Source organism: Gammaproteobacteria bacterium (assembly GCA_013003425.1).
Lineage (GTDB): Bacteria > Pseudomonadota > Gammaproteobacteria > Steroidobacterales > JABDKV01 > JABDJB01.
In genome coordinates, this window is sequence record JABDJB010000010.1 from 15,609 (window position 1) to 41,175 (window position 25,567).

Here is a 25,567-nt window from a genome sequence, read left to right on the forward strand (position 1 = left end):
TGCAATGATAGAATCGTCGTATGCTGGATAAGATCGATCTCGGCCAGAAGCTGGGCAAAGAAGAATATCGGCACCAACGAAGCATCCTTCGTACCCGGCTGCTGCGGCTGCAGCGTGCCTGCTGGAAAAACAAGGTGCCTGTGGTCGTTGTGTTCGAGGGCTGGAAAGGGACCGGCAAGGGCGGGATTATCAACGCGCTGACCCAGCCGCTCGAGCCGCGCGGGTTTCACTTTCACGCAATGCAGGCGCGGCGCAGTTACGAGGCGCTTATGCCCTGGTTATGGCGCTACTGGCTCAGGATTCCCAACTACGGCGAAATGGCTATTTTTGACCGCTCCTGGTACCGGCGTGTGCTGGTCGACCGGGTCGAGGGCGACGTGTCAGAAGTGGAATGGCGCGAGGCTTACCGTGACATCAGCGATTTTGAGAGAACGCTTGCGGATGACGGCTACAAGATCCTGAAGTTTTTTCTGCACACATCACGGAAAGAGCAGAAAAAGCGCTTTCGCAAGCTGGAAGCCAACCCGCTGGAGTCATGGCGGGTGCACCCGGAGCACTGGCGGCAGAACAAGCTTTACAACGACTACGTGGTGTTGATCGAGGAAATGCTGGAACTTACCGAGTCGGAATGGGCGCCATGGACCATTATCGAGGCGCCGGACAAGCGTTTTGCACGCATCAAGGTGCTGCAGACGGTGGCCGAGGCAATGAACGAGGCCCTGGCAAGTCGTGGCATCGAAATGCCTGAAGACAATTTCGAGGACGACTACCTGCGGCTGGCGGAGGAATCTGACGAATTAAGTGAGGTTGATGCGGATGACAATGATGATGCAGGCGAGGCCGGACCGGTATGAGCTCCCTGGACACCGTTGACCTGAGCGTCAGCATCGATGCCGACTCATACGTTCATGAGTTGCGCCGCGCGCAGCTGCAGTTGCGCACGCTGGCGTACGAGTTGTACAAGGCGAAGCGATCAGTAATTGTGGTCTTCGAGGGTTGGGATGCTGCCGGCAAGGGCGGCAATATCCGGCGCCTGACAGAGATGCTCGATCCGCGCGGTTACCAGGTGTTCACCATCGCGGCGCCAACCGGCGATGATGCAACTCATCATTATCTGTGGCGTTTCTGGCGCCGGCTGCTGCCGCCAGACGAAAAGCAGATCCTGATTTTTGATCGCAGCTGGTACGGGCGCGTGATGGTCGAGCGGCTTGAGGGCTTCGCCGCCGAAGAGGAATGGAAGCGCGCCTACCGCGAGATCAATGATTTCGAGCGACAGCTCACTGACTTTGGCACGATAGTGCTGAAGTTCTGGATTCATATCAGCCGCGAAGAACAGCTGGAGCGGTTTGAAAATCGCCGCAACACGCCGCGCAAGGCGTGGAAACTGACCGACGAAGACTGGCGTAACCGCGACAAGTGGGACGACTATGCGGCGGCGGTCAATGAGATGTTGGTAAAGACCTCTACGTTGCGGGCACCGTGGGTCATAGTCGAGGGCAACGACAAATACTACGCGCGGGTCAAAACGGTGAAGGTGCTGGTACAGGCTATCGCTGATGCGCTCGAAATGGAGCCACCAACCGTATCGGTGCCGGCTCTGAAAGAAAGCAACGGCAAGACGACGAAAAAATAGCCGGCCTGGCCATGGGCTGAGTTTCAGGAGTGCAGGCGCTGGAACAGCTCAGCCTCGCCGCGACTCATGCCGCATAAATCGACCAGCTGATCCGTGCTGGCGCCGTCGCGCAGCAGGTGCTCGGCCTGGCGCAGGTCGCCGCTGCCTCTGTTGCTGATCTGCAGCTGGTCGACTCGCTGAATCAGGCGCTGCAGGCTGCTGTCCATGCGTCGCATGTTGTCGCTCATTTTGCCCATGGCCGTAGCGAGAGCGTCAAGCGTCTGCTCGTGTTTTTCTGCCTGGCGCGCCGCTGCGACGCGCTGCAGCCGTGTGTGGATTACCAGCACCAGCCCGAAAAACGTAAACGCCAGCGCAGTAAGCAGATAAGGATCAGCCTGCTGCACAGCGACAATCGGCGCCTGCAGAGAATCGGGGACTTCCAGTATGCGTGTCATTTTCATCATGCGTACTCGTCAATCGTATTCGTGTTGCCGTCGTTTCCGTCCACGTCCTTGCCGGCTTCCGGGGGTGCCTTTTCAACGTTTTCATCTTTCGGCTGTGGCGCCGATTGCCGCCGGCGTTTGTCGCGGTGCGTGCGTGGCGTGGGTGGTATGGGCGTCGTAGGGTTGACCGGTTTGAAGTCGGGCATGGTTCACTCCCTGGCAGTCCATTCATTGAGCCGCGAGCGCAACCGTCCCAGCGCCTGCCCATGTATCTGGCATACGCGTGACTCACTTACCTCGAGAATCTCGCCGATTTCACGCAGGTTGAGCTCATCGTCGTAGTAAAGCGACATCACAAGTTTCTCGCGTTCCGGCAGGCGATCAATTTCGGCCGCGAGGCTCTTTATAAAGTTGCTCTGTTCGAGTATCTGCAATGGGTCGGGATCCGGGTTCCGGGGTGGCTCGTGGGAACCGTCTTCCGAGCTGATCTGGTCGAAGCTGCATAATCGCGCCGAGGCGGAATCACGCAGTACCTTGTGGTATTCCTCCATTGAAATGCCCAGCTCATCGGCAATATCGCGGTCGCGTGCATCACGCCCGGTACGATTTTCGATCAGCGACATGGCGGCAGACAGCTCGCGCACCTTGCGATGGACCGAGCGGGGCGTCCAGTCGAGCCGGCGTATTTCGTCCAGCATGGCGCCACGGATACGGATGCCCGCATAAGTACGGAAATTTGCGCCGCCGTCCGGACTGTAGCTGGTGGCCGCTTCGAGCAGCCCGATCATGCCGGCCTGGATCAGGTCCTGCACATCCACTGACGGCGGCAGCTTGCTCACCAGGTGATAGGCAATACGCTTGACCAGCTCAGCGTTCGCCAGCACGAGTTCGTCACGGTCGCCGGTCTGGACTTCCAGGTATTCGCTGGTAGCAGTCGTCATGCGGTCACCGCCTGCGCCTGGCTGTTAATCAGCCTTTCGGCGAAAAATTCCAGCCGCCCGTGTGAGCCGGTTGGGGGACGCCAGGTCTCGGTATGTTCGGCCAGGGCACGGAACGCGAGCGCGGCACTGGCTGAGGGAAAGGCCGCGGCGATGGGTTGTTGCCGCTGAACTGCGCGGCGTTGGCAAGTGTCGTAGGGCACATTGCCAAAGTGTTCGAGACTGACATCGAGGAACTTGTGCGAGGCGCGTGCGATCTTCTCGAACAACGCACGACCCTCGGCCGCGTCGCCGGTCTGGTTGGTCAGAATCTGGAACTCGCGCACGGCGTAATCGGTGCTGAGCACTTTCATCAGGGCATATGCGTCAGTGATCGAAGCGGGCTCATCGCAGATCACTACAACTACATTCTGCGATGCCTGGCTGAAACTGATGACGCTGTCGGCGATGCCTGCTGCGGTATCGACTACCAATACGTCAAAATTCATTGCCAGTTCGCTGAAGGCTGCAATCAGTCCTGCGTGTTCAGCCGGGCTCAGGTCAGCCATACGACGTCTGCCTGACGCCGCAGGCACGATACTGATGCCCTCCGGGCCGTCGCAGATAATATCTTCCAGGGTGCATTCACCACTGAGCACATGGGACAGGTTGTACTGTGGGTGCAGCCCCAGCAGTACATCCACATTGGCCAGGCCCAGATCGGCGTCGAGCAACAACACACGCTTGCCGCGTTGCGCCAGCGCGACGGCAAGATTGATCGAAACGCATGACTTGCCAACGCCGCCCTTGCCACCGGTCACTGCGATTACTTTGACCGGGTCGCTGCCGGTCATCTGTCGCAGGCCCGTTGCCTGGTCATTGAGTTGCTCAGGCATTGGCCACCGCCTCATGTTGCAGGGTTTCGGCATTGCGCAGTTCCAGCGCTTTTTCCACAAGGCTGAAGCGTCTGCTGCTCGCCCAATGCAGGTCTTCAGGAACGCGTTGCCCGTCTGTCACGTAAGCCAGTGGCAGGTCATGGCGCAGGAGCGCCGAAATCGCGCCGCCCAGCGATGCAGCCTCGTCGGTCTTTGTGAGCACGCAGGCGGTCGGCCGCAGATGGCTGAATGCACGCACCGTTTCATCCAGTACGGCAGTTTGTGCGTTACATGACAACGCCAGCAGCACGCGTATGTTCTCGCCATTACGGCGTATCGTTGCGAGCTCATCGTTAATGCGACGGTCGCGCTGGCTCATGCCGGATGAGTCGATCAGCACCAGCTGCTTGTCGGCCAGGTCATTCAGCGCTGTTGCCATTTCCGCGCTGTCGCGTACCAGCTGCACCGGCACGCCCAGGATGCGGCCAAAAGTCATCAGTTGCTCCTGCGCGCCGATGCGAAAGCTGTCAGTGGTCAGCAGCGCCAGCCCGTCGGTGCCATGACGCAGCGCGTAGCGCGCCGCCAGCTTGGCAATAGTCGTCGTCTTGCCGACGCCGGTAGGGCCGACCAGCGCGACAGCGCCCGGTGTGGTGATGATTTCTTCCTCCAGGACCGGCAGGCGGTCACGCAGCAGGCTCATGACTTCAACGATGGCCGTTTCCATGTCGTTGCTGCCGACTTCTGCTGCCAGCTGTTCGGCGAGAGTCTGTGTCAGGCCCAGTGAAACCAGCTCGCGGACCACCGCGGCGCGCACCGGGTTGCGGCGGGCCGTGTCGTTCCATGCCAGCGATGCAAGCTGTGATTCCAGCAGCCGGCGTAGCGATGCAACCTCCTGTTTCATGCTGTCCAGACCGGTGTCATCGGACCAGGTCTGCATTGCGCCACCAAATGCCATGTCTCCGGTTTGCTGTTGCTCCTGCACGGCCGGGGCAGGCCGCTCTGTCTGCGGCAGTGGTTGCAGTGGGTGTTGGCTGGCGTCGTAATCGATAGCCGCAATCACCTCGACGCCTTCGGTAGTGCGACGACTCGACAGGATCACTGCGTCGGGACCCTGCTTGTCGCGCACCTGGCGCATGGCGCGGCGCATGTCGGGTGCTACATAGCGTTTTATTTTCATTCCACGTTCTTCCGTAAACCTGATTCAGTGGCTGCTCTAAGCGCCAGCCAGTGCTGTGCCTTCCGTGTTTTCCTGCTGCCCGACGGCGGCAACCAGCCGCAGCTGTTTGTCGTCGGGTACTTCGTTGTAAGCCAGTACGTGCAGGCCGCGGATGCTGTGGCGCGCCAGCCGTGCCAGCCAGGGACGTAAATTTGGCGCTACCAGTAAAACTGCCGCTTCACCGGCAATTTCTTGCCGCTCCGCTGCGCTTTTCAGTGCCATTTGCACTCTTTCGGCCAATCCCGGCTCCAGTCCCGGCCCATCACCGGACCCTTGCATGGAGTCATGCAAAATACGTTCCAGACCAGGGTCCAGCGTAAACACCGGCAGCTCCTGGTCGGCCTCTACAATGCTTTGCACGATGCTGCGACCGAGGCCGACCCGAACCGCTGCCACCAGCGTGGCCGGATCCTGGGTCTGCGCGGCGTTTTCCGCCAGCGTTTCTGCGATCTTGCGGATGTTGCTGACCGGTACACGTTCGGCAAGCAGGTCCTGCAGTACGCGCACCACGACACCCAGCGGCAGCGCTTTTGGCACCAGGTCCTCCACCAGTTTGGGTGCGGTTTGAGCCAGCCGGTCGAGCAGCTGCTGGGTTTCTTCGTAGCCGAGCAACTCATGTGCCTGCATCTGCAGTATCTGGTTAAGGTGTGTCGCAACCACGGTGCTTGGATCGACCACCCGGTAGCCCACAGTCTGTGCATGTTCGCGCACCGCCGGTTCGATCCACAGCGCGTCGAGACCAAACGCAGGTTCCTTGGTCGGCGCGCCGGCGACTTCGCCAAACACGCGGCCGGGATTGATGGCAAGTTCTTTCTCCGGATGCACTTCATGCTGTGCTACCGGAACTCCCATGAGATTGATGCGGTAGGCATTTGGCGGCAGGTTGAGGTTGTCGCGGATGTGGACCGGCTGGACCAGGAAGCCCAGGTCCTGCGAAAGCTTCTTGCGCACAGCCTTGATGCGCGCCATCAGTTCACCACCCTGTTTGCGGTCGACCAGCGGTATCAGCCGGTAGCCGACTTCCAGGCCGATCGGGTCGACCGGGCGCACGTCGTCCCAGCTCAGTTCCGGCAGCGGCGCCTGTTCTTCGGTTTCCGGCGGCTTTTCAACAGGCTGTGGTTGTTGCTCACGCTGGAAAATCAGCCAGCCGGCCCCGGCGCACACGCCGGCGAGCGTCAGGAAAGCCACGTTTGGCATGCCGGGTATAAAACCGAGTAAGGCCAGCACGCCTGCGGAAACACCCAGCGTACGCGGCTGGCCAAATACCTGCTGTACCACCTGATCGCCCATGTCCTGCGATCCGGACATACGGGTAACGATGATTGCCACGGATGACGACATCAGCAGCGAAGGGATCTGCGCGACCAGGCCGTCGCCAATGGTCAGCAGGGTGTAAGTACGAACTGCGTCGCCAAAAACCATGTCGTGCTGCAGCGTACCGATGACGATGCCGCCGATGATGTTGATGAACAGGATCAGGATGCCGGCTGTGGCATCACCACGAACAAACTTGCTGGCACCATCCATCGAACCGTAAAAGTCTGCCTCCTGGCGGACTTCCTCGCGTCGCGTGCGTGCCTCGTCCTGACTGATCAGCCCGGCATTGAGGTCGGCATCGATCGCCATCTGTTTGCCCGGCATTGCATCGAGGGTAAAACGTGCGCTCACTTCCGAGATGCGTCCGGCACCCTTGGTGATAACGACAAAGTTGATGATGACCAGGATGCAGAAAACCACCAGGCCGACCGTGTAGTTGCCGCCGACGACAAATTCGCCAAACGCCTCGATTACTTTGCCGGCCGCGTCGGTGCCGCTATGACCGTTGAGCAGCACCACGCGGGTAGAAGCCAGATTCAGCGCCAGGCGCAGTAATGTGACCAGTAGCAGCACCGTCGGAAACACGCCAAACTCGAGCGGCCGGGCGACGTAGATCACAGCCAGGATAATCACCAGTGACAGCGAGATGTTGAAGCTGAACAGCATGTCCAGTGCAAACGGTGGCAACGGCAGCACCATCATTGCCAGCATCAGGATCAGCAATACCGGCACGCCAAGGCCACGGCGGGCAAAAGTCTGGGCGTGATTCAGCGCGACGGCAGCGTTCATTCATCATCCTCGCTGAAATTAATGTTCGGCCTGTCAGGCGGTGTATCGCCGGACGCACGTGCATCGCGCAGCCGGAATACGTAGGCCATGACCTGGGCAACCGCGGCGTAAAGCCGGGCGGGAATTTCTTCGCCGATTTCGGTAGTTGCGTACAGGGCACGCGCCAGCGGCGGCGCTTCAAGAATTGGTACGCGGTGAGCAATGGCGACCTTGCGGATCTGCTGCGCGATCAGCTCGCGTCCTTTGGCCACTACCTGGGGCGCGGCCATGTTGTCGTCGTATTTCAATGCGACTGCGTAGTGCAGCGGGTTGGTGACGATGACATCGGCATCCGGTACCTGTTCCATCATGCGCCGCCGCGCCAGCTCCTGCTGCGTCTGGCGGATGCGTGACTTCACCTCGGGCTGGCCCTCGGTTTCCTTGTTTTCGTCGCGCACTTCCTGACGCGTCATGCGCAGCTTCTTGGCGTGATCCCACAGCTGAAACGGCACGTCGACCGCCGCAATCAGAATCAGCACGCTGCTCATTGCCAGCAGTGACAGCGCGCACAGCCAGGCGGTGTGTGCCAGTGCTGAAGGCACTGGCTCGTTGCTCAGCATCAGGAACTCGCCGGCCAGCTGGCGCAGCATCAGGATTGCTGCGGCCGTGACGACCGCGAACTTGGCGAGCGCCTTTAGCAGCTCTACCAGGCTACGCAGCGCAAACAGACGTTTGAACCCGGCGATGGGGTTTAGCTTTTCGGCCTTGAACGCCAGCGCCTTGGTGGAAAATGACCATCCGCCCAGCAGCGTAGGCGCAGCGATGGCAACGATCAGGCAGATAACCAGGAAGGGGGCAATCAGAATCAGCCCCTCGCGGACCATCGCGAGGAACTGTGCGCTCAACGCGGTGGTATCGAATATGGTTGCCCGCGGCAACGTCAGGCCGGTGCGCAGGATCTGGGCGATGCTGCGGCTCATGTTGTCGCCAAGCAGGAACAGCGAGGCAGACGAGGCAACCATGATTGCTGCGGCATTGAGCTCGCGTGAACGCGGAACCTGTCCTTTCTCGCGCGCGTCTTTTATCCGTTTCGGCGTCGCGCGTTCAGTGCGTTCCTGGAATTGTTCTTCAGCCATGCTTTAACCCGCCAGAAACTCGTTCAGGAAGGCAAACGCATCTGCCGTCATCGCCAGCATCGCTGACTGCAGGCCCGGCAGGCTCCACAGAATGATCACGAAACCGAGTGTCAGGGTTACCGGGAAACCGACGGCGAACAGGTTCAGCGTCGGTGCGGCACGACTCATGACGCCGAAGGAAAAATTCACCACCAGCAGTGCGGCAACGGCCGGCAGTGCCACCAGCATGGCGCCGGCAAACAGCTTGCTGCCCCACAGGGCGGTAGCCCAGATGCCGTCGCGCAGAACGCCGGCTTCGCCCACCGGCAGGGTCGTGAAACTGTCGGCAAGCAGTTTTATCAGGGCCAGGTGCCCGTCGATAGCGAGATAGACCAGCGTTGTCAGCACCAGAAAGAACTGGCTGAGTACCGGCACCGAGACGCCGCGTTGCGAATCGATCATGAATGCGAAGCCCAGCCCCATGCTCATGGCGGCCGTCTGCCCGGCCACCACCATGGCATCGAATACCATCTGCAATACCGCACCAATAATCAGGCCGATTACAAACTGCTGTATAACAATGAGCGCCGTTGCAGCACTGAGCGGGTTCTCTACCGGCGCCGGCGGCAGCAACGGTGCGATAACCAGCGTGAGACCGAACGCCAGCAACAGCCGGATACGAGCCGGCACGAGCCGGGCGCTGAACACCGGGGCAACGGTCAGTGCCGCCGCTATGCGCACAAACGGCAGCATATAGCTGCTTATCCACGCGATAATCTGTGTGTCGGTCAGGTGCATCCTGCACTTGCTTCCATCCTTGTAGTCGGGTTCAACCGCCGCTGATCAGGTACGGGATATTGCTGATGAGCTGGCGGGTGAAATCCATGATCAGCCGCAACATCCATGACCCTGCGGCAGCCAGTGCAACAGCCAGCGTGATGAGCTTTGGTATGAAGCTGAGCGTCATTTCATTGATCTGGGTGGCGGCCTGGAACATGCCGATCAACAGGCCGACCGCCAGCGCCGAAAGCAGCAGCGGCGAGGCCAGCATCGCCGTCAGCTGCAGCGATTTCTGTCCCACCATGAGTACGGTTTCCGGCGTCATACGAAGAAACTCGCGGCAACCGTTTCCATCAGCAGCGACCAGCCATCGACCAGCACAAACAGCATGATCTTGAACGGCAGGGAGATGAGCATCGGCGAAAGCATCATCATGCCCATCGACATCAGCACGCTTGCGACCACCAGGTCGATGATCAGGAACGGTATGAATACCAGAAAGCCGATCTGGAAAGCGGTTTTCAGTTCGCTGGTGACAAAAGCCGGGACCAGCAGGGACAGCGGCACATCTGCCGGGGTATCGAACTGCAGGTCGCCCGCGATGCGGGCGAACAGGGCGAGGTCGGAGTCACGCGTCTGATTGATCATGAATTCACGGAATGGTGCGGTGCTGGTTTTCAGAGCCGTGACCGCTTCCGTGTCGCCGTCCATGTACGGTTGCACGCCATTAATCCAGGCGTTGTTGAGCACCGGCGACATGATGAACATGGTCAGGAACAGTGCCAGTCCCAGCAGCACCTGGTTCGGCGGTGACTGCGGTGTGCCGAGCGCCTGACGCAGGATTGCCAGCACGATAATCACGCGTGTGAAGGATGTCATCGTAAGCAGAGCTGCCGGCAACATGGTCAGCAGCGTCATTATTGCCAGCACCTGGATAGTCAGCGTGTAGTTCTGTGCACCGTCCGCACTGGTTTCGATCGTCAGCGCAGGGATGCCCGGTTCGGCCAGTGCCGATAACGGGCTTAACAGTGCAATGGCGAGGAGCAGCAGTCTCATGCGGCATGCTCGGCAATGCTGAATTTTGGTTTCGGTTTTGCAGCTTCGGGTTCAAATTCGGCCAGCGCGCTGATTCTGCCTGGCGCCATGCCGAGCAGCACCTGTTTTTCACCGGCCCGTATCAGCAGGATCTTTTCTTTCGGCCCTACCGGCAGCACATCGACAACCTCGAGGGTTGCGCTGCCGCCACGGCGCACGCGCTGCAGCCGGTTCATGAACCAGCCAACCAGCAGGATAAGAGCGAGCACACCTGCGAGGCTGACAATGACTGAAATGAAGCTGCCGGCACTTTCAAAAGAGCCCGCAGGCAGGACCGACTCCGCCGCAGTCGCAATGGAGGGGGAGAGTAAGGTTGCGACCATCAACACCTGGCAGAGCCGGCCCGGCCCTTGGGTTCGTTTTTTGCCATCCGTGGCAGTAATCATCAGTTCAGTTTTTCCAGTCGTTGGCTCGGGCTCATCACCTCGGTCAGGCGAATGCCAAAGCCGTCGTCTATGACCACCAGTTCGCCGTGCGCCAACAGCGTGCCATTGACCAGCAGGTCCAGCGGTTCGCCAACGCGGCGATCAAACTCAACTACCGAGCCCTGGTTGAGCTGCAGTAGATCACGCACCGTCAGCGTGGTGCGGCCAAGCTCCAGCGTTACCGTAACCGGCACATCGAGTATCAGTTCAAGACCAACATCCTTGCCGGCCGGTCGTGACGGGTTGCCCGACAGCGGGTCCAGCTGAGCTTTGGGCAGCCCTGCGCTGCTGTCGCCGCTGACCACTGCGGTTGTATCGTCGGCATCCGTTGCCTGCGCACTGACTGCGTCCGTGTCATCTACTGTCGGTGTGTCACTCATTCGTGTTCTCTCAGTTCTGGCTTGATTCCGGTTCGGCAGGGGCAATGATTTCGACCGCATTGCGGTTACGTGATATCCCGATGCGGGCTGCAAACACTGGCGTGCCCGCGGCTCGCAGTACGACCTGGTCGGGCAGATCAACCGGGATTACATCGCCCGGCTGCAGGCTGAGCACATCGCCAAGGCGCAGCGTCGTTCGTGTGAGCGTGGAGTGCAGGCCGATTTGCGTTGTTTCCAGTCGTTCGCGTACCGCAGCCGTCCAGTGTCCATCATCTTGTTCCGCGTCGGTGCGTGGTGCCGAGTCGAGCGATTCTTCGATCGGCTCGAGCAATGCGCGCGGCATGATCATTTCCAGCGCCAGGTTCTCGCCGGCCAGTTCTGCGATAAAGCGGCTGACGATCACCTCGTCTCTGCTGCTGGCAATCGCGGCAAACTGTGGATTTTGTTCCTGGCCGATCAGCTCAGGCTCCAGCTCCATCACTGGTTCCCAGCCATCACTGACCGCCTCGAAGACGCGCTCCAGGAGCAGGGAGACCATGCGTTGCTCGACCTGGGTAAACTCGCGTGGCTCAGGATTTTCCGGGACTTTGCCGCGACCGCCAAAAAAGCAGTCTACGGTCATGTAGACCATGCGCACGTCGGGAACGACCAGCATCGTGCCGGGCAGCGGTGCTACCCGCACCAGGTTGAGGCATGCCGGCAGCGTGAATGTCGGCACGTGTTCGCCAAAACGCACGGCCACGTTGGGTTCGGCTTCGACCTCGACCGGCCGGCGCAACAGTTCACTTAGCGAATCGCGTAATCGCCGGGCAATTCGATTGTTGATGATTTGCAGCGTCGGCATGGCGCCACGCGCCAGCCGTTCGCAGTCGGCAAAGTCGTAAAGCCTCGCCGAGCCGCTCGCTGCCGTACCGCTTTCGGTTGGGACGGAACCTTCATCGATACCCTGCAGAAGGGCATCCGTTTCCTCCTGCGACAGGATTTCCTCGCGCGGCGTGTCGGATTCGGTGGTCATTGGGCGACAAAACTCGTGAAGTAAACGGCTTCAACCGGTGCGTCTTCGTCAATGTACGGGGTCAGCACCTCGTTTATGGCAATCAGCGCGTTCTCGCGCAGCGCCTGTTTCCCTTCGGTGCTGAAGATGTCTTCGTCGGTCTGGCTTGCCAATAGCAGCAGTAACGCGTTGCGTAACGCCGGGGTGTGCTCCTTGACCTGATCGACAGTGGCCTGGTCACGCGCCATTATTTCCATTTCGATCTGCAGAAAACTGGAACCACCCGAGCCGGCAAAATTGACCACCATGGCTGGTTTGAGCGGCCAGTATATTGGTGGTTTCACTGCCGGTTCGCCGTCTTCACCGGCCGCGGCTTCACCCTCGGGCGCCTGCACGACAACCGGCGGTGCGAGCCCGAGCTTGCTTGAAATTAGAGGAGCTACCGTCTGAGCGACCAGGACAATGATAAAAATGCCGACGGCCATCATCATCGTCTTCATCATGCCGCCGGATTTTTTCTCTTCTACATCCTCGGGCGCAGTTGCTTGTTCAGCCATGTCGGGTCCTGTGCATTTAAACGCGTTGCCCCTATACAGCAACAACCGTGCCAGAAAGCTTAAACGCAATAAAAGCAGCAAGTTACGTTTGCACCGTGACAGAAGCGTCAGAAGCTTGACCACCCACAGCGGGAATACGCGTCAGAAAAACGTCAGACAGGCGTTATTGTTGTGGCCGTTGTGTCAGATCCTCATCACCACAAGTACTGGCGAGCCAACCTGCGCCTGATGGCCGGCCTGCTGGTGATCTGGTTCGCGGTTTCATTCGGCTGCGGCATCCTGCTGGTTGATTTCCTCAACCAGTTCCGCATCGGTGGCTACAAGCTCGGTTTCTGGTTTGCCCAGCAGGGATCAATCTACGTATTCGTCATACTGATTTTCGTCTATGCGCACCGCATGCACCGGCTGGACCGCCAATACGGTGTCGACGACGATGATGACTGAGCTGTCATTAACAGCAATGACCTACCTGGTGGTCGGGCTGACATTCAGCCTGTATATCATCATCGCGATCCTGGCGCGGGCGCACGACACCAGCGAATTTTACGTCGCCGGCGGGCACGTCAGCCCGGTGGCCAACGGCATGGCCACGGCAGCGGACTGGATGTCGGCGGCATCGTTCATCTCGATGGCGGGCATGATTGCGTTTCTCGGCTACGGTGGCTCGGTATTCCTGATGGGCTGGACCGGTGGCTATGTGCTGCTGGCCATGCTGCTCGCCCCGTACCTGCGCAAGTTTGGCAAGTTTACCGTGCCGGAGTTTATCGGTGAGCGTTTCTACTCCAAAACTGCGCGCATCGTCGCGGTGGTCTGCCTGATAATCGCTTCACTGACGTACGTAATCGGGCAGATGAAGGGAATCGGCGTGGCGTTTTCGCGTTTCCTTGAAGTGCCGTATGACATTGGCCTGGTGATTGGCATGGGTATCGTGTTCTTTTATGCGGTGCTGGGCGGCATGAAGGGCATCACTTATACCCAGATTGCACAGTATTGCGTATTGATCTTCGCCTACACGATTCCGGCAATATTTATCTCGCTGAACCTGACCGGAATCGCGATTCCACAGATTGGCCTGGGCAGCACGCTCAATGGCAGCGAAACCTACCTGCTGGACAAGCTTGACCAGATTGTCCGCGACATTGGTTTTGACGAATACACCACTACCGCCAGGCTGAGTCAGCTCAACATGTTTTTCTATACGCTGTCCCTGATGATTGGCACGGCCGGATTGCCGCACGTGATTATTCGTTTTTTCACCGTGCCAAAGGTCAGCGATGCGCGCATCTCGGCTGGCTGGGCGCTGGTATTTATCGCTCTTCTTTACACCACTGCGCCGGCTGTTGGTGCCATGGCGCGGTATAACCTGATAAAGACCATCGAGCCGCAGCCGGGCCAGCAGCTCGAGTACGAGCAACGTCCCGACTGGTTTCGCAATTGGGAAACGACCGGGTTGCTGCAATTCGAGGACAAGAACGGAGATGGCCTGATCAACTACGAGGCTGACGCTGGTCGCAACGAAATGGTCCGGGTGGACCGCGATATTATCGTGTTGGCCAATCCGGAAATTGCCCGGCTGCCCAACTGGATTATCGCGCTGGTGGCAGCCGGCGGACTAGCGGCGGCGCTGTCGACTGCGGCCGGACTGCTGCTGGCTATTTCTTCAGCGATATCGCATGACGTGTTGAAGGGCGTGTTCGCGCCGGATATCAGTGAAAGACAGGAGCTGCTTGCCAGCCGCGTGGCCATGGGTGGTGCTGTAGTTGTTGCAGGCACGCTCGGCTTCAACCCGCCGGATTTTGCCGCCGGTACAGTAGCGCTGGCGTTTGGCCTGGCGGCATCGTCCATTTTCCCGGCGCTGATGCTGGGTATTTTCAGCCGCCGCATGAACCGTGCAGGGGCCATCGCCGGCATGATCGCGGGCCTGAGCGTGACCTTGCTGTACGTGTTCCAGCACAAGGGCATCATGTTTGTGCCGGGCACATCATTCCTTGGTGGCCTGCCTGAGAACTGGTTCCTCGGCATCGAGCCGAATGCCTTTGGCGCCGTCGGCGCGGCGGTGAACTTCAGTGTTGCCTGGCTGGTGTCACGCAGGACTGCGGCGCCGCCGGCGACTGTGCAGCAGCTGGTGGACAATATCCGTGTACCGGCCTGAGTGGAGGCGCGATAAAGAGACTTAAGCGTAAGTGTCGATCAGGCTGTCACCAAGTGCTATCACCGATTCATGCTCGGCATGGCTTTCGCCTGCGTCGGCCTCGCCGCTGCTGATGCCGGTTTCGTTGTCACCCGTGCTGTCTGCCTGCTGCTGCTCTCCGGGTGAATGCTGCGATACGCTGGCATCGGTCAGTTCTATTCCCTGTTGGGCAAACATGTCGCGCAAGCGCGGCATGGCCGCTTCCAGCGCTTCTCGTGTGGTGCCGTGCTGGACACTGAAGGCAACGCGTGCTTCGTCGTTGGCCACAGTAACCCGGACATCTATGTGTCCAAGTTCCGGCGGATTAAGCCGGATTTCGGCACGGCCGATACCGGCCTCAGTCATCCACACCAGTCGCTGGCCGAGTGCATCACCCCAGCGCGTGTCAGCCACCGGGGGATGGAGCTGGTAGCTCTGCGGTGCCGTCTGCGTAGCCTGCAAGGCGGGTTGCTGCTGTCCGGCCTGCGGTGCGGCAGCTGGTAACGGCGCAGACCCGCCATCGATGGTGATGGAGCTTGCTGCGGCATTTGCCGCTTGCGGTGCTGTCTGCGGTACTGGCGCCTGTGTCTGTCCCTGCGTGGTTAACGCCGGATTGTCCTCGGTTCCCGCGGTGGCGATGATCGGTGCGGTTGTGCGGATATCGGTCGGCATCTGCGCAGGCTTCGCGCCTGACAACGAATCCGCGGTAATTGCCGGTTCAATAGCATGCCTGGTGACGACCACCGGACCGGCTTGTGTTACCGGTGGATGTTGTGATGCCGGTACTTTCAGCTGTACCTCAAGTGGCAGCGGCGGCAATGGCAGGATCTGTGCCTGTTCGGTGGTGTCGTCGGTGACGGCTGCGGTCAATTCGGCGGGAGCCTGGTTCTGCAACTGCACGACCTGCGGCAGCGGTACGGTGTCAGCAGCCCCGGTGGCCTGGATGAGTTGCGGCAACAGATTGCCGGTTTGCGGCAAAAGCTCGTCTGTCGTTGCCGGGGTCAGGCTCAGCAGGACCGGTCGGGCTCCGGGTGCTGCCGGCTGTACGGCAGGCGTGCCGATGGTGGCGTGGTCGAGCAGTACGGCAAACAGATCGCCCTGGACCGGGTTGGCAGACGCAGGCGTATTACCCTGTATTTTCAGGGGTTGCAGCCCATCCGGCAAGGCGCCGGATAGCGGCATAAATGGCAAGGCAGACGGTGTCGTCGGTCCCACTATGGTGTCCTCGTCAGGGCCGGCAGCCGGCCCGCTCAGGTATTGGTTGCCATAGTGTTGCAAGGGGCGTGCCAGTTCTGGCTGCCCGGCAGTGAGGGCTATCTGGTGTGCGTTTTGCGGGTGCGCAGCAGGGCGCTGACTTCTTCGAGCTGGCGCTGTTCGCGTGTCTGTTCGTCGCGCGCCTCGGCACGCGCATAGCGATCGGTAACGTTATCGAGCGCCTTGCGCTGGCTGCGTCGCTCACTCCAGTGGGTGTGGCTGTGATCAAGGTCTTCACGCAGGCGTGCAATCAGTTCGCGCTGGCGCATGATGGCGTGCTCGAGGCGGTCGAGGAACAGGCGATAGTCCTGCAGACGCACCGGGTTGGCAGTTGCTGCATGTGACATCAGTTCGGTCGAGCTGTACTCGGCATGGTAATCAATCAGTTCGACCAGCATCTGCTCCTGCTGTGCCACACGCTCGCGGCTGTCCGCCAGCTGTTTTGACGCCTCTTTCTCGTGATGCGCCGCTAACTCGGCGATTGGCTGCAGGCGTTTGGACCGGTTCATGTTTCAGTTGTTTCCTCCGCGATGGCGGGCGTGTGTGCCAGCAGTTTCTCCAGGTCGGCCAGGCTGTTTTGCCAGTTGACCGGCTGCTGCAGTCCCTGGCGCATGAAATCCTGAATCCGTGGCCAGTACTTGATAGCGTCATCAATGCGTGGATCGCTGCCCTTGCGGTAGGCACCGACGCTGATCAGGTCTTCATTGTGGCGGTAGGTGCTGTACAGCTGGCGAAACCGGCGCACCCGTTCCTGCTGCTGCTCGCTGGTAATTTCTGTCATCGCGCGGCTTATTGATGCCTCGACATCTATAGCCGGATATAAACCTGCCTCGGCAAGCTGGCGTGACAACACGATATGGCCATCAAGTATTGCCCGGCTGGCATCGGCGATCGGGTCAGTCTGGTCGTCGCCTTCAACCAGCACGGTATAGAAAGCCGTAATCGAACCCTTGCCGGCTGCGCCATTACCGGCGCGCTCGACAAGTTGTGGCAGTCGGGCAAATACCGACGGCGGATATCCACGCGTAGCGGGGGGCTCGCCGATGGCCAGCGCGATCTCGCGCTGTGCCTGCGCAAATCGTGTCAGCGAGTCCATCAGCAACAGCACCTTCTTGCCGCGGTCGCGGAAATACTCGGCGATGCTGGTTGCCAGAAACGCGCCGTGCATGCGCATCAGCGGCGGGTTATCGGCCGGCGTTGCTACGACGACCGCCTGGCGCATGCCCTCGGGCCCCAGCACATCTTCGACAAATTCCTTTACCTCGCGGCCACGCTCGCCGATCAGGCCAACGACAGTGACATCGGCGCTGGTGAAGCGGGTCATCATGCCGAGCAGTCGACTTTTGCCGACGCCGCTGCCGGCAAACAGTCCGAGCCGCTGTCCGCGGCCGACGGTCAGCAGCGAGTTGATTGCGCGTATGCCCACATCGAGTGGTTCGCGAATGGGCTGGCGCTGCAACGGATTAATGGAGGTGCCGGCAAGACGTACCCGCTCGTCTCTGGGTATCGGGCCAAGTCCGTCCAGCGGCTGTCCGGCGCCATCGATTACGCGGCCCAGCAGTTCTTCGCCGACGTGGATTTCGTCGACGCGTTGCGCGGGAATTATGCGCGCATTCGGTACGATGCCGCGCATGTCGCCGGTCGGCATGAGGAACAGTTTTTCGCCGGCGAAGCCAACGACTTCGGCTTCGAAGCGATTGCCGTCCGGCGCGATGACATGACAACGGGCACCGACCGGTGCCTGGCAGCCTTCTGCTTCCATAGTCATGCCGATGACACGGCGCAAGACGCCTTCAACGGCCGGGCCGGGGCTGGTCCTGACCCGCTGCTGGTAGTCTTCCAGCCGCGTCAGCCAGCGTGTGACCCGGGCTGTGGACAGTGAGTCGGCCTGCTGGTCGGTCATAGACCGGCATCCTTGTCGCGCTCGCCGCCAAGCATTGAATTGATGACTCGCTCGAGCCGCGTGCTGACGGTGGCATCAACCTGTGATGTGCTTGAGCTGATCCGGCAGCCGCCGCGGCTGATAACCGGGTCTTCGACGATTTGCCACGCGGCCTCACCTTCGGCCGGTACCAGTACCTCGCCGACCAGCCGCGCATCTTCCGGGTGCAGGTGAACGCGAATGTTGGTAAGCCCCAGCGGCAGAACGGCCAGCGCTTCGCGTACTACGCCGACAACTTCATCACGGTTGGTGCGCAGTTCGCGCCGTACCAGCCGCCGTGCGATTGCGATGGCGACGTTGGTTACCTGCTGCAGCACCGCATCGTCTGCGGCCTCCAGCGGTTCCTGCATTGCAGACACTATTTGTTCGAGACGGGTAGCCAGCTGACTGATGGTCTGACGGCCAGCTTCGAGCCCCTCGGCGCGGCCGCGCTGGAAGCCTTCCTCCTGCGCCTGCTGTCGCAATCGTGCGATATCGCCGGGCGTGGCGCCATGTCCGCCCGGGCCCACCTGTGGCGCTGCCCACGGTTTGCAGTCGACGGCCCGTCCGCGGCGTACGGCGTCAGACAAACTCTTCTCCCTTGCCGCCCAGCATGATGGTGCCCTCGTCGGACAGGCGCTTGGCGACGCCGAGTATTTCTTTTTGCGCTGCCTCTACTTCTGACAGGCGCATCGGTCCACGCACCTGCAGGTCGTCTTTCAGCAGTTCCGCCGCGCGCTTGGACATGTTGTCGAAAATCTTGTCCTGGATTTCCTGGTCGGCGCCCTTCAGCGCGACCGTCAGGGTTTCCGACGAGATCTCTCGCAGAAGCGTCTGCATGCCGCGGTCATCGATCTGCAGCAGCATGTCGAACGAGAACATCAGGTCCTGGATTCTCTCGCCCATCTCTTCGTCAGTTTCGTTGACGAACTCAATAACTTTTTCCTCAGCTTCACCCAGGGAGTTGAGTATGTCGGCTGCTACTTTCAGCCCGCCGACACTGGATGATTTGCTGCCGGCGCCCGGCTCTGCATGACGCGACATGACGGCTTCCAGTTCCTGCAGCGCGTTGTCCTGGATGTCGTCCAGCGTTGCAATGCGCAGAAACACCTCGTTACGCAGCTCGTCTTCGTACTGGTTGAGAATTTCTGCTGCACGATCGGGGTCCAGGTGCGCCAGTACGATGGCCATGATCTGCGGATGCTCGCCGTCAATCATTTCCATAATTGCGGGCGTTTCCATCCACTCCAGTGCTTCCAGGCCAGTGCTTTCAGCGCGATGCAAGATACGATCGAGCAACGAGCGGGCGCGCTTGGCGCCGAGTGCATTGGTCAACAGTCGCCGCACGTAATCGTCGACGCCTACACCAAGCGAAGTGTGGTCGCCGGCCTGGGTATTGAATTCGGTTACCACCTCGGTCAGCTGGCTGCGCGAGACCTTGGCCAGGCTGGTCATCGCCGTGCCGACTTTCTGTACTTCGTCAGCCGACATGTGACGCAGTATTTCGGCCGCTTCTTCCTCTTTTAGCGACATGAGAAAGACGGCCGCGCGCTGCGGACCTTTCAGATCCGCTTCACTCATCTTCAGCGACCCATTCCTTCATCACTCGTGCGGCGCGCCGGGGGTCTTCGCCGACCAGCGAACGCGCCGCGGCGATGTTCTGTTCATGCGTGAGCGACGGCGCGACGGGTTGACCAAGCGCGGCATATTCCGGGCTGCCGGGCGGCAGCGCAGCGACCGGGGCAGGGGCCGGTTTCAGCAGGTGGCGCACCGTCGGGCGCAGCAGGCCGAATATCAGCCCGAGGATCAGCACCACGCCAACCACCTGGCGAATTGCGCTGCCAACCAGTGGCTTTTCCCACCAGGCCGGGGCAACGGCATCCGCAGATTCGGGCCGGGTGAATGAGGCATTGACCACGCTTAGCGTGTCGCCACGCTGCTCATCAAAACCTATCGCATCCCGTGCCAGGTTTGTCATGCGAGCGAGTTCATCCTCGCTGCGTGGCTCGTTCGTGATTGCGCCATCTTCGTCGGTTGCTGTGCGATCGTCGACGATAACCGCTACCGAGAGCCGCTGGATCAATCCGGTTGGCTGACGCACGTGACTCACGGTGCGGTCGAGCTCGAAGTTTCTCACCGCGCTGCTGGTTGAGCTGCGCGCAGTCGTTTCCGTGTTTTCTGCCGCGGCCTGTGCCGGCGGCTGGTTGCTGAGTGCGCCGGGTACGCCACCGGCAATCGCGCCATCTCCCTGTTGCGTCTGGCTGCTGCTTTGTTCGCTGCGTACCGCCGGGTTGTCCTGGTCGAAGATCTCCTGGGTTTGTTCGGTGATGGTGAAGTCCATCTCGGCGGTGACCTGGGCGCGCACTCTGCCCTGACCTGCCAGCGGCGTCAGCAGCTTTTCAATGCGACTGGCATAGGCATTCTCGACCCGGGTTCGGTACTCGAACTGCTGCGCGGTAAGTCCCAGGTCTGACGAAGCCGTGCTGTCAGTCAGCAGTCGACCCTGCTGGTCGACGATAGTGACGTCCCCGGACTCAAGATCCGGCACGCTCGATGCAACCAGGTTTATGATTGCAGCCACCTGCGACTGTTCCAGCCGGCGGCCGGGATAGAGCTGCACCATGACTGATGCGCTGGCGGGCTGCCGGTTGCGGACGAAAACCGACTGACGCGGCAACGCCAGGTGTACGCGGGCAGCCTGCACCGGGCGCAGGTTACTGATCGTGCGTACCAGCTCGGTTTCCACCATGTGCTGCAGCCGGGCTCGTTCCATGGACTGGCTGGTGCCAAGTCCGGTTTCTTCATTGATTGTCTCGAAGCCGAAGCCACTGCCTTGTGGCAGACCATCGGCAGCAAGCAGCAGGCGTGCCTCGTGTACGCGATCGGCCGGCACCATCACCGCGCCGCTGGCCTGGTCCAGCTTGTGAGGGATTTCGGTTGCCATCAGTGCGTTGACTATTGCACCCGCATCGCGATCGGCGAGGTTGGCATACAGCAAGCTGTAATCCGGGGTACGCGACCACAGCACCGTTGCCACACCAATCGCAACCGCGGCAGCAATGCCTGTCAGCAGCAAGCCCTGGCGCACTGCCGGGATGTCCATGAGGTTGGTAGTGCTCAGGGCACCAGTCGTTGTCGCTTCAGCCATTGTCTGCTTTCATCCTTGCTTGGCCCATCCCTGGGCCGGGTGTCGCTCCATGATCACGATATTCAGATCGGCATGTTCATGATTTCGCGATAGGCTTCGACCAGCTTGTTGCGTACCTCGGTCATCGCCTTGAAAGAAACGTCCGCCTTCTGCAGCGCCAGCATGACCTGAGTCACATCGACGTTCGGATCACCCGACTCGAACTTCTCTGCCATGGCTCCAGCCGCCTTCTGTGTCTCGTTTACCTTGTCGACTGACTGGCGCAGCAGTTCACCGAAATCGGCCTGACCGGTTTCCGCCGGTTTGTCTGCTGCCGTCGGCTGCTGCTTTGCCTGTGCTGCCAGTGCCCGCATGTCTGCAAGGACGCGGCTGATATCGATTTCGCTCATCTCGTCATACCCATAAGTGTCAGAATTCCGTCACGCGGACCGGGCTATAGTCAGTTATGCAATTTGCGCGCCAACTCGCGCAGGGATATCAATGCCGGCTTCGCGCAGCCTTGCGAGCTTATATCGCAGGGTGCGCGGACTGATGCCAAGTATCTCCGCGGCTGCCTTGCGGCTGCCGCCGGTGCGCAAAGCGTCGAGAATCAGACGGTGCTCGCGATCACGCAGCTGGTTTTGCAGCGGCGCGCTGTCCGGGTCTGCATCGGCAGCCGCCGTTGCCGGGCTGGCCGCTTCAAAATGCAGGTCCACAACGTCGATCGTGTCGCCACTTAGCAGAATCAGCGTCCGTTGCAGCAGGTTGTCCAGCTCGCGCACGTTGCCTGGCCAGTTGTGTTGCAGCAACCGCGTCCGGGCCGCCGTGCTGATTGTTGGTACCGTGCGCTTGCCGGAGCAGTGCCGCTCGAGCAGTTTCTGCGACAGCGCTACGATATCTCCCGGCCGCTCGCGCAGCGGCGGGAGCTTTAGCGGAAAGACGTTGAGACGATAGTAGAGGTCTTCACGGAAGCGGCCATCGGCGACCGCCTCGGTCAGTTCGCGGTTGGTGGTCGCGAGCACCCGCACGTCCAGAGCAATCTGACTATTACCTCCGACACGTTCGACTTCACGTTCCTGCAGAACCCGTAACAGCTTGGCCTGCAGCGCCAGATCCATTTCGGAGATCTCATCGAGCAGCAGCGTGCCATTTTGCGCTTGTTCGAATTTTCCCGCGTGTGACGTCACCGCACCGGTGAAGGCGCCTTTTTCATGGCCGAACAGCACCGCTTCGAGCATGTTATCGGGAATAGCGGCACAGTTTATTGCCACGAAGGGGCCTTCGGCGCGATCCGAATGAGCGTGAATGTAACGTGCATAGACTTCCTTGCCGGTGCCGCTTTCGCCACTCAACAACACTGTGGCATTACTGCCGGCAACCCGGCGCGCCAGTTCGGCCAATTCTGCGCTTTTCGGATCCGCCGCTACGATGTCATCATCGCGGGTGTCATCACCGCGATACTGATCGACGATGTCGACAAGGACATCGGCCTCGAAGGGCTTGACCAGGTAATCTGTGGCGCCGTCACGCATTGCGGTAACCGCTTTCTGGATCGTGCCAAATGCGGTAATCAGCACGAACGGCAGGTCGGGCCGGGTAGTGCGCACCTGTCGCAGCAGCTGGTCACCACCCATGGGTTCCATCTGCACATCACTCACTATCACGCCTATATCGCTGCGCTCGAGTTCAGCCAGTGCGGCCAGGCCGTCACCGGCAGTAATCACCTGGTGACCGGCGCTTTCCAGCGTATCGGCCAGCGCGTCGCGCAGTGATGAATCGTCTTCAACTACCAGCACCGCGCGCTCAGTCATGCAACTTCCCCGACCGCCTCGACAATAGAGCTGGCCTTGCGACCGCTGGGTATCGCCGGAGTTTCGATCACGGGCAGCACGATCGAAAACGCCGTACCGCCCTCATCGGCATCGCGCAGCTCCACCCGGCCGCCGTGAGCACGGGCGACGGATGCAACCACCGCAAGACCGAGGCCGGTGCCGTTGCTACGGGTGGTGTAGAAAGGTTCGAAGACCTTTTGTTTGAGCTCATCGGCAATGCCGGGGCCGTCGTCACTCACGGTAATGACTGCCTCGTCATCAGTACGGGCGGCACTCATTACTATATGGGCACCCGCGCTGCTGTTTTCGACGGCGTTGTTAGCCAGATTCAGCAGCGCGCCAGCCAGAGCTTCGCGGTTGCCGTTGATATTCAACCCACTGGCAGCGCCAAACTCGAGAATTGTTCCATCACCAAGGTGGGCTTCCATGTGTGCTGCAACTTCAGCGAACAGTTCGTTGATTGCAATTTCTTCATCACTGCCGCCACTGTTACCGCCGGCAAAGCGCAGCATGTCGTTGACCATGCGTTCCAGCGACTTGAGACTGCCGAGAATCTTGCCCGCGTACTTGTTGCTGCGCTCGGTTCCATTCTTGCCGGTCAGCTGCGAGGCATAAAGCAGCGCGGTCGCCAGCGGTGTGCGCAGCTGGTGAGCCAGGCGTGCATTCATCTGTCCCATTTCAGTAAGTCGCTGGTTGCGCGTCAGCACGCGCTGCATGCGGCGCGTTTCAGTGATGTCGTTGATCAGCACGATGCGCCCGGAGTGTGCCTGCAGCAGGCAGCTGCGAACTTCTACCTCGTAACCGCTGTGCAGCATAAACTCACCGGCGGCGTCGCCTTCCATGGCGAACCTGTCTTCGACGATCTCCATCCATGTATGACCGGCCAGTTCGTCGCCCAGCAGAGCCGTAGCGCCGGGATTGCACTCCTGGATCACCCCGTCACCGTCGAGCACGATGACTCCGGCGGGAAGTGTTTCCAGTAGCCCCTGCAGGCGGTCCGCGAGCTTTTCCTTTTCCGCGAGCTGTACCAGGCGCTCGTCCTGCGCCTGCGCCAGCGCGCTGCTCAGGATTTCGACGCGCTCCTCGAGCTCGCGATAGGCTTCCTCGAGCTGCAGTGAGGTGCGGGTGAATTCATTGAAAGCCTGCTCCAGCTCCGCGACGCGGTTTTGGGTTGGGCTGTTCGTGGTTGGTGACATTGGCGATTCCTTTCGCAGCGGTATTGTATTCAGGGCCTGGCGCGCACTTCGTATTTGCGCATTTTCTCCACCAGCGTGGTTCGTCGCATATGTAGCAGGCGCGCAGCTCGGGCAACGACGCCGTCGGTTTCTCCCAAAGCCTGCCGGATCAGTCGTTGTTCGATGTTGCGCAGGTAGTCTTTAAGGTCCAGACCGTCGGGCGGCAGATCGACGTATTCCGGTGCTGCAGGCACGGCTGCTGCATGTTCGATATCGGTGCTGATACTGCCCGGTTCGGCTGAACGATACTTCGGCGGCAGAGCGGCAACGTCGATATTGTCATCGTGGCTGGTGATTGCGAGTCGTTCGACCAGGTTGGCCAGTTCGCGGACGTTGCCCGGCCACTCGCACTGCGCCAGTGAATTCATTGCCGCGCGGGTAAAGCGCAGCTGGCGGTGGCCTTTGGCGGCTGTGCGGGTGGCGAGATGGCGGATCAATTCCGGCAGGTCTTCAATGCGTTGCCGCAGCGGCGGCATCTCGATTGGAAATACACTCAGCCGATAGTAGAGGTCTTCGCGGAAGGTGCCTTCTGTAATGCGCTGCTCCAGGTTACGGTGGGTGGCTGCAATGATGCGGACGTTACAGTGGCGGCTCTGGTTGCCGCCGACCCGCTCGTAGGTGCGTTCCTGCAGCACCCGCAGCAGTTTGACCTGCATCGACAGGTCCATATCGCCAATTTCATCGAGAAAAAGCGTTCCGCCCTCGGCCATTTCGAAACGACCCTTGCGTGCGGTGATTGCACCAGTGAACGCGCCTTTTTCGTGGCCAAAAAGTTCGCTTTCGATGAGTTCGGCCGGAATCGCACCACAGTTGACGGGTACGAATGGCTTGTTAGCCCGATCGGAGAGTTCGTGGATATTGCGGGCAACCAGCTCTTTGCCGGTGCCGGATTCGCCCAGTACGAGCACGTTGGTGTCGTACGTGGCAACCTGGTCGATCAGGCGGTGCACCATCGTCACCAGGCCGGACTTGCCGCATGGACGATAAAGTCCGGTTGGCTTCGAGCCGAGGCTCTGCGAAATGTGTTCTTTGTATCTGTCCGGTTGCCCGGGTGTACCAGTCGAACGGATAGCTACAGCAGATTCTTTCGCATGCATCGACTTCTCCATGTCGTAAACCAATCCATGACAGTCCTCGTCATAGCGTCATGTTTGACATAAACATGACTGGTAGCCAAAAAGCTACCAGTGTGTTGTCGGTATGCCTGTGATGACGATCACAATTTGACGCCGACTCAGGTTAAAAAGACGGACTTCCGTCACACTTGCGTAATCTATCGACAGATTATCGACGGACTTTATCCGAACAAAGGAAAAAACACGTCGGCATTCCGGCGATTCGACATAAGGTTTCCGGTGCGCTCGTGGGAGCGGCTTCCAGCCGCGACTGCTTGCGACCGGGTTTAGCGGCGGGCCTACGCCGAATCATTCCCGGGTGCGCCGCTGTAGGAGCGGCTTTAGCCGCGAATAATTTGCAACGATGCCTCGCGCGAGTGGCCCTGGCCGCGAATGCTGGTGATCGCATCGCGGCTGAT

At 60.2% G+C, this 25,567-nt stretch carries 26 protein-coding genes and 1 pseudogene; 3 read left to right on the forward strand and 24 right to left on the reverse strand.

All coding sequences use genetic code 11. From position 1 onward, the window contains the following. The first annotated feature begins 20 nt into the window (after positions 1-20). A pseudogene (locus HKN06_01765) lies at positions 21-1,633 on the forward strand (phosphate--AMP phosphotransferase). 23 nt (positions 1,634-1,656) lie between these two features. On the opposite strand, the gene HKN06_01770 reads toward HKN06_01765, so the two are convergent. From HKN06_01770 to HKN06_01835, 14 genes are read right to left on the reverse strand one after another with little or no spacing between them, the layout of a single operon-like run. Further along, the gene (locus tag HKN06_01770) at positions 1,657-2,076 is read right to left on the reverse strand and encodes a DUF2802 domain-containing protein (GenBank protein ID NNF60038.1); all 420 of its coding nucleotides are present in this window, start codon (positions 2,074-2,076) and stop codon (positions 1,657-1,659) included. Next, a complete protein-coding gene (locus HKN06_01775) occupies positions 2,073-2,261 on the reverse strand; it encodes a hypothetical protein (protein ID NNF60039.1) in 189 nt (62 codons plus the stop codon). The genes HKN06_01770 and HKN06_01775 overlap by 4 nt, the downstream gene beginning before the upstream one ends. Positions 2,262-2,264: 3 nt before the next feature. Beyond that, complete coding sequence (locus HKN06_01780; protein ID NNF60040.1) at positions 2,265-2,996, reverse strand: RNA polymerase sigma factor FliA; 732 nt, start codon at positions 2,994-2,996, stop codon at positions 2,265-2,267. Then, entirely contained in the window at positions 2,993-3,868 is an 876-nt protein-coding gene (locus HKN06_01785) for a MinD/ParA family protein (protein NNF60041.1), read from the reverse strand. Before HKN06_01785 ends, HKN06_01780 begins: the two co-directional genes overlap by 4 nt. Next, entirely contained in the window at positions 3,861-5,024 is a 1,164-nt protein-coding gene (flhF, locus tag HKN06_01790) for a flagellar biosynthesis protein FlhF (protein NNF60042.1), read from the reverse strand. Before flhF ends, HKN06_01785 begins: the two co-directional genes overlap by 8 nt. Positions 5,025-5,060: 36 nt before the next feature. Then, entirely contained in the window at positions 5,061-7,169 is a 2,109-nt protein-coding gene (gene flhA / locus HKN06_01795) for a flagellar biosynthesis protein FlhA (protein ID NNF60043.1), read from the reverse strand. Beyond that, positions 7,166-8,284, reverse strand: coding sequence for a flagellar biosynthesis protein FlhB (flhB, locus tag HKN06_01800; protein NNF60044.1), 1,119 nt, complete (start codon positions 8,282-8,284; stop codon positions 7,166-7,168). The genes flhA and flhB overlap by 4 nt, the downstream gene beginning before the upstream one ends. A 3-nt stretch (positions 8,285-8,287) precedes the next feature. Beyond that, entirely contained in the window at positions 8,288-9,061 is a 774-nt protein-coding gene (gene fliR / locus HKN06_01805) for a flagellar biosynthetic protein FliR (GenBank protein ID NNF60045.1), read from the reverse strand. A gap of 31 nt (positions 9,062-9,092) precedes the next feature. Beyond that, entirely contained in the window at positions 9,093-9,368 is a 276-nt protein-coding gene (gene fliQ, locus HKN06_01810; protein NNF60046.1) for a flagellar biosynthesis protein FliQ, read from the reverse strand. After that, the gene (gene fliP, locus HKN06_01815) at positions 9,365-10,099 is read right to left on the reverse strand and encodes a flagellar type III secretion system pore protein FliP (protein NNF60047.1); all 735 of its coding nucleotides are present in this window, start codon (positions 10,097-10,099) and stop codon (positions 9,365-9,367) included. The genes fliQ and fliP overlap by 4 nt, the downstream gene beginning before the upstream one ends. Beyond that, on the reverse strand, positions 10,096-10,524 hold the full coding sequence (gene fliO / locus HKN06_01820; GenBank protein ID NNF60048.1) for a flagellar biosynthetic protein FliO: 429 nt from the start codon (positions 10,522-10,524) through the stop codon (positions 10,096-10,098). Before fliO ends, fliP begins: the two co-directional genes overlap by 4 nt. Next, the gene (gene fliN / locus HKN06_01825; protein ID NNF60049.1) at positions 10,524-10,943 is read right to left on the reverse strand and encodes a flagellar motor switch protein FliN; all 420 of its coding nucleotides are present in this window, start codon (positions 10,941-10,943) and stop codon (positions 10,524-10,526) included. Before fliN ends, fliO begins: the two co-directional genes overlap by 1 nt. A 10-nt stretch (positions 10,944-10,953) precedes the next feature. Then, a complete protein-coding gene (gene fliM, locus HKN06_01830; GenBank protein ID NNF60050.1) occupies positions 10,954-11,958 on the reverse strand; it encodes a flagellar motor switch protein FliM in 1,005 nt (334 codons plus the stop codon). Further along, entirely contained in the window at positions 11,955-12,494 is a 540-nt protein-coding gene (locus HKN06_01835; GenBank protein ID NNF60051.1) for a flagellar basal body protein FliL, read from the reverse strand. Before HKN06_01835 ends, fliM begins: the two co-directional genes overlap by 4 nt. Before the next feature lie 228 nt (positions 12,495-12,722). Here HKN06_01835 and HKN06_01840 point away from each other — a divergent pair, with 228 nt between their 5' ends. Further along, a complete protein-coding gene (locus HKN06_01840) occupies positions 12,723-12,938 on the forward strand; it encodes a DUF4212 domain-containing protein (GenBank protein ID NNF60052.1) in 216 nt (71 codons plus the stop codon). Position 12,939: 1 nt separating this feature from the next. After that, the gene (locus HKN06_01845) at positions 12,940-14,646 is read left to right on the forward strand and encodes a cation acetate symporter (GenBank protein ID NNF60053.1); all 1,707 of its coding nucleotides are present in this window, start codon (positions 12,940-12,942) and stop codon (positions 14,644-14,646) included. A gap of 21 nt (positions 14,647-14,667) precedes the next feature. Here the strand turns inward: HKN06_01845 and HKN06_01850 are convergent, their stop codons facing one another. The 10 genes from HKN06_01850 to HKN06_01895 all read right to left on the reverse strand — a co-directional run bounded on the left by HKN06_01850 (position 14,668) and on the right by HKN06_01895 (position 25,142). After that, positions 14,668-15,942 carry a hypothetical protein gene (locus HKN06_01850; protein NNF60054.1) on the reverse strand — a complete coding sequence of 425 codons (1,275 nt, stop codon included), beginning with the start codon at positions 15,940-15,942 and terminating at the stop codon, positions 14,668-14,670. 35 nt (positions 15,943-15,977) lie between these two features. After that, on the reverse strand, positions 15,978-16,427 hold the full coding sequence (gene fliJ / locus HKN06_01855) for a flagellar export protein FliJ (GenBank protein NNF60055.1): 450 nt from the start codon (positions 16,425-16,427) through the stop codon (positions 15,978-15,980). Continuing rightward, complete coding sequence (gene fliI, locus HKN06_01860; GenBank protein NNF60056.1) at positions 16,424-17,821, reverse strand: flagellar protein export ATPase FliI; 1,398 nt, start codon at positions 17,819-17,821, stop codon at positions 16,424-16,426. The genes fliJ and fliI overlap by 4 nt, the downstream gene beginning before the upstream one ends. Continuing rightward, entirely contained in the window at positions 17,818-18,429 is a 612-nt protein-coding gene (locus tag HKN06_01865) for a flagellar assembly protein FliH (GenBank protein NNF60057.1), read from the reverse strand. Before HKN06_01865 ends, fliI begins: the two co-directional genes overlap by 4 nt. Beyond that, positions 18,422-19,420, reverse strand: a complete 999-nt coding sequence (fliG, locus tag HKN06_01870; GenBank protein NNF60058.1) for a flagellar motor switch protein FliG — start codon at positions 19,418-19,420, stop codon at positions 18,422-18,424. The genes HKN06_01865 and fliG overlap by 8 nt, the downstream gene beginning before the upstream one ends. Next, positions 19,413-20,987, reverse strand: a complete 1,575-nt coding sequence (gene fliF, locus HKN06_01875) for a flagellar M-ring protein FliF (GenBank protein NNF60059.1) — start codon at positions 20,985-20,987, stop codon at positions 19,413-19,415. The genes fliG and fliF overlap by 8 nt, the downstream gene beginning before the upstream one ends. Before the next feature lie 62 nt (positions 20,988-21,049). Continuing rightward, positions 21,050-21,376, reverse strand: coding sequence for a flagellar hook-basal body complex protein FliE (gene fliE, locus HKN06_01880; protein ID NNF60060.1), 327 nt, complete (start codon positions 21,374-21,376; stop codon positions 21,050-21,052). Between the two features lie 54 nt (positions 21,377-21,430). Beyond that, positions 21,431-22,777 (reverse strand): sigma-54-dependent Fis family transcriptional regulator, encoded by a 1,347-nt coding sequence (locus tag HKN06_01885; protein ID NNF60061.1) that lies wholly within the window; start codon positions 22,775-22,777, stop codon positions 21,431-21,433. Further along, positions 22,774-23,994: a PAS domain-containing sensor histidine kinase gene (locus HKN06_01890; GenBank protein NNF60062.1), complete on the reverse strand. Its 1,221-nt coding sequence runs from the start codon at positions 23,992-23,994 to the stop codon at positions 22,774-22,776. The genes HKN06_01885 and HKN06_01890 overlap by 4 nt, the downstream gene beginning before the upstream one ends. Positions 23,995-24,023: 29 nt before the next feature. Further along, complete coding sequence (locus HKN06_01895; protein NNF60063.1) at positions 24,024-25,142, reverse strand: sigma-54-dependent Fis family transcriptional regulator; 1,119 nt, start codon at positions 25,140-25,142, stop codon at positions 24,024-24,026. Between the last annotated feature and the right edge of the window lie 425 nt (positions 25,143-25,567).

Coding starts and splice junctions, on each gene's coding strand:
- fliJ (NNF60055.1), bottom strand. CDS start 16,427: ATGAACCGGTCCAAACGCCTGCAGCCAATCGCCGAGTTAGCGGCGCAT.
- fliE (NNF60060.1), bottom strand. CDS start 21,376: ATGAGCGAAATCGATATCAGCCGCGTCCTTGCAGACATGCGGGCACTG.
- fliO (NNF60048.1), bottom strand. CDS start 10,524: ATGATTACTGCCACGGATGGCAAAAAACGAACCCAAGGGCCGGGCCGG.
- fliR (NNF60045.1), bottom strand. CDS start 9,061: ATGCACCTGACCGACACACAGATTATCGCGTGGATAAGCAGCTATATG.
- HKN06_01885 (NNF60061.1), bottom strand. CDS start 22,777: ATGACTGAGCGCGCGGTGCTGGTAGTTGAAGACGATTCATCACTGCGC.
- fliP (NNF60047.1), bottom strand. CDS start 10,099: ATGAGACTGCTGCTCCTCGCCATTGCACTGTTAAGCCCGTTATCGGCA.
- fliN (NNF60049.1), bottom strand. CDS start 10,943: ATGAGTGACACACCGACAGTAGATGACACGGACGCAGTCAGTGCGCAG.
- fliM (NNF60050.1), bottom strand. CDS start 11,958: ATGACCACCGAATCCGACACGCCGCGCGAGGAAATCCTGTCGCAGGAG.
- HKN06_01785 (NNF60041.1), bottom strand. CDS start 3,868: ATGCCTGAGCAACTCAATGACCAGGCAACGGGCCTGCGACAGATGACC.
- HKN06_01840 (NNF60052.1), top strand. CDS start 12,723: ATGGCCGGCCTGCTGGTGATCTGGTTCGCGGTTTCATTCGGCTGCGGC.
- HKN06_01890 (NNF60062.1), bottom strand. CDS start 23,994: ATGTCACCAACCACGAACAGCCCAACCCAAAACCGCGTCGCGGAGCTG.
- fliG (NNF60058.1), bottom strand. CDS start 19,420: ATGAGTGAAGCGGATCTGAAAGGTCCGCAGCGCGCGGCCGTCTTTCTC.
- fliF (NNF60059.1), bottom strand. CDS start 20,987: ATGGCTGAAGCGACAACGACTGGTGCCCTGAGCACTACCAACCTCATG.
- fliI (NNF60056.1), bottom strand. CDS start 17,821: ATGACCGACCAGCAGGCCGACTCACTGTCCACAGCCCGGGTCACACGC.
- HKN06_01780 (NNF60040.1), bottom strand. CDS start 2,996: ATGACGACTGCTACCAGCGAATACCTGGAAGTCCAGACCGGCGACCGT.
- flhA (NNF60043.1), bottom strand. CDS start 7,169: ATGAACGCTGCCGTCGCGCTGAATCACGCCCAGACTTTTGCCCGCCGT.
- HKN06_01835 (NNF60051.1), bottom strand. CDS start 12,494: ATGGCTGAACAAGCAACTGCGCCCGAGGATGTAGAAGAGAAAAAATCC.
- HKN06_01775 (NNF60039.1), bottom strand. CDS start 2,261: ATGCCCGACTTCAAACCGGTCAACCCTACGACGCCCATACCACCCACG.
- HKN06_01770 (NNF60038.1), bottom strand. CDS start 2,076: ATGATGAAAATGACACGCATACTGGAAGTCCCCGATTCTCTGCAGGCG.
- flhB (NNF60044.1), bottom strand. CDS start 8,284: ATGGCTGAAGAACAATTCCAGGAACGCACTGAACGCGCGACGCCGAAA.
- HKN06_01895 (NNF60063.1), bottom strand. CDS start 25,142: ATGGAGAAGTCGATGCATGCGAAAGAATCTGCTGTAGCTATCCGTTCG.
- fliQ (NNF60046.1), bottom strand. CDS start 9,368: ATGACGCCGGAAACCGTACTCATGGTGGGACAGAAATCGCTGCAGCTG.
- flhF (NNF60042.1), bottom strand. CDS start 5,024: ATGAAAATAAAACGCTATGTAGCACCCGACATGCGCCGCGCCATGCGC.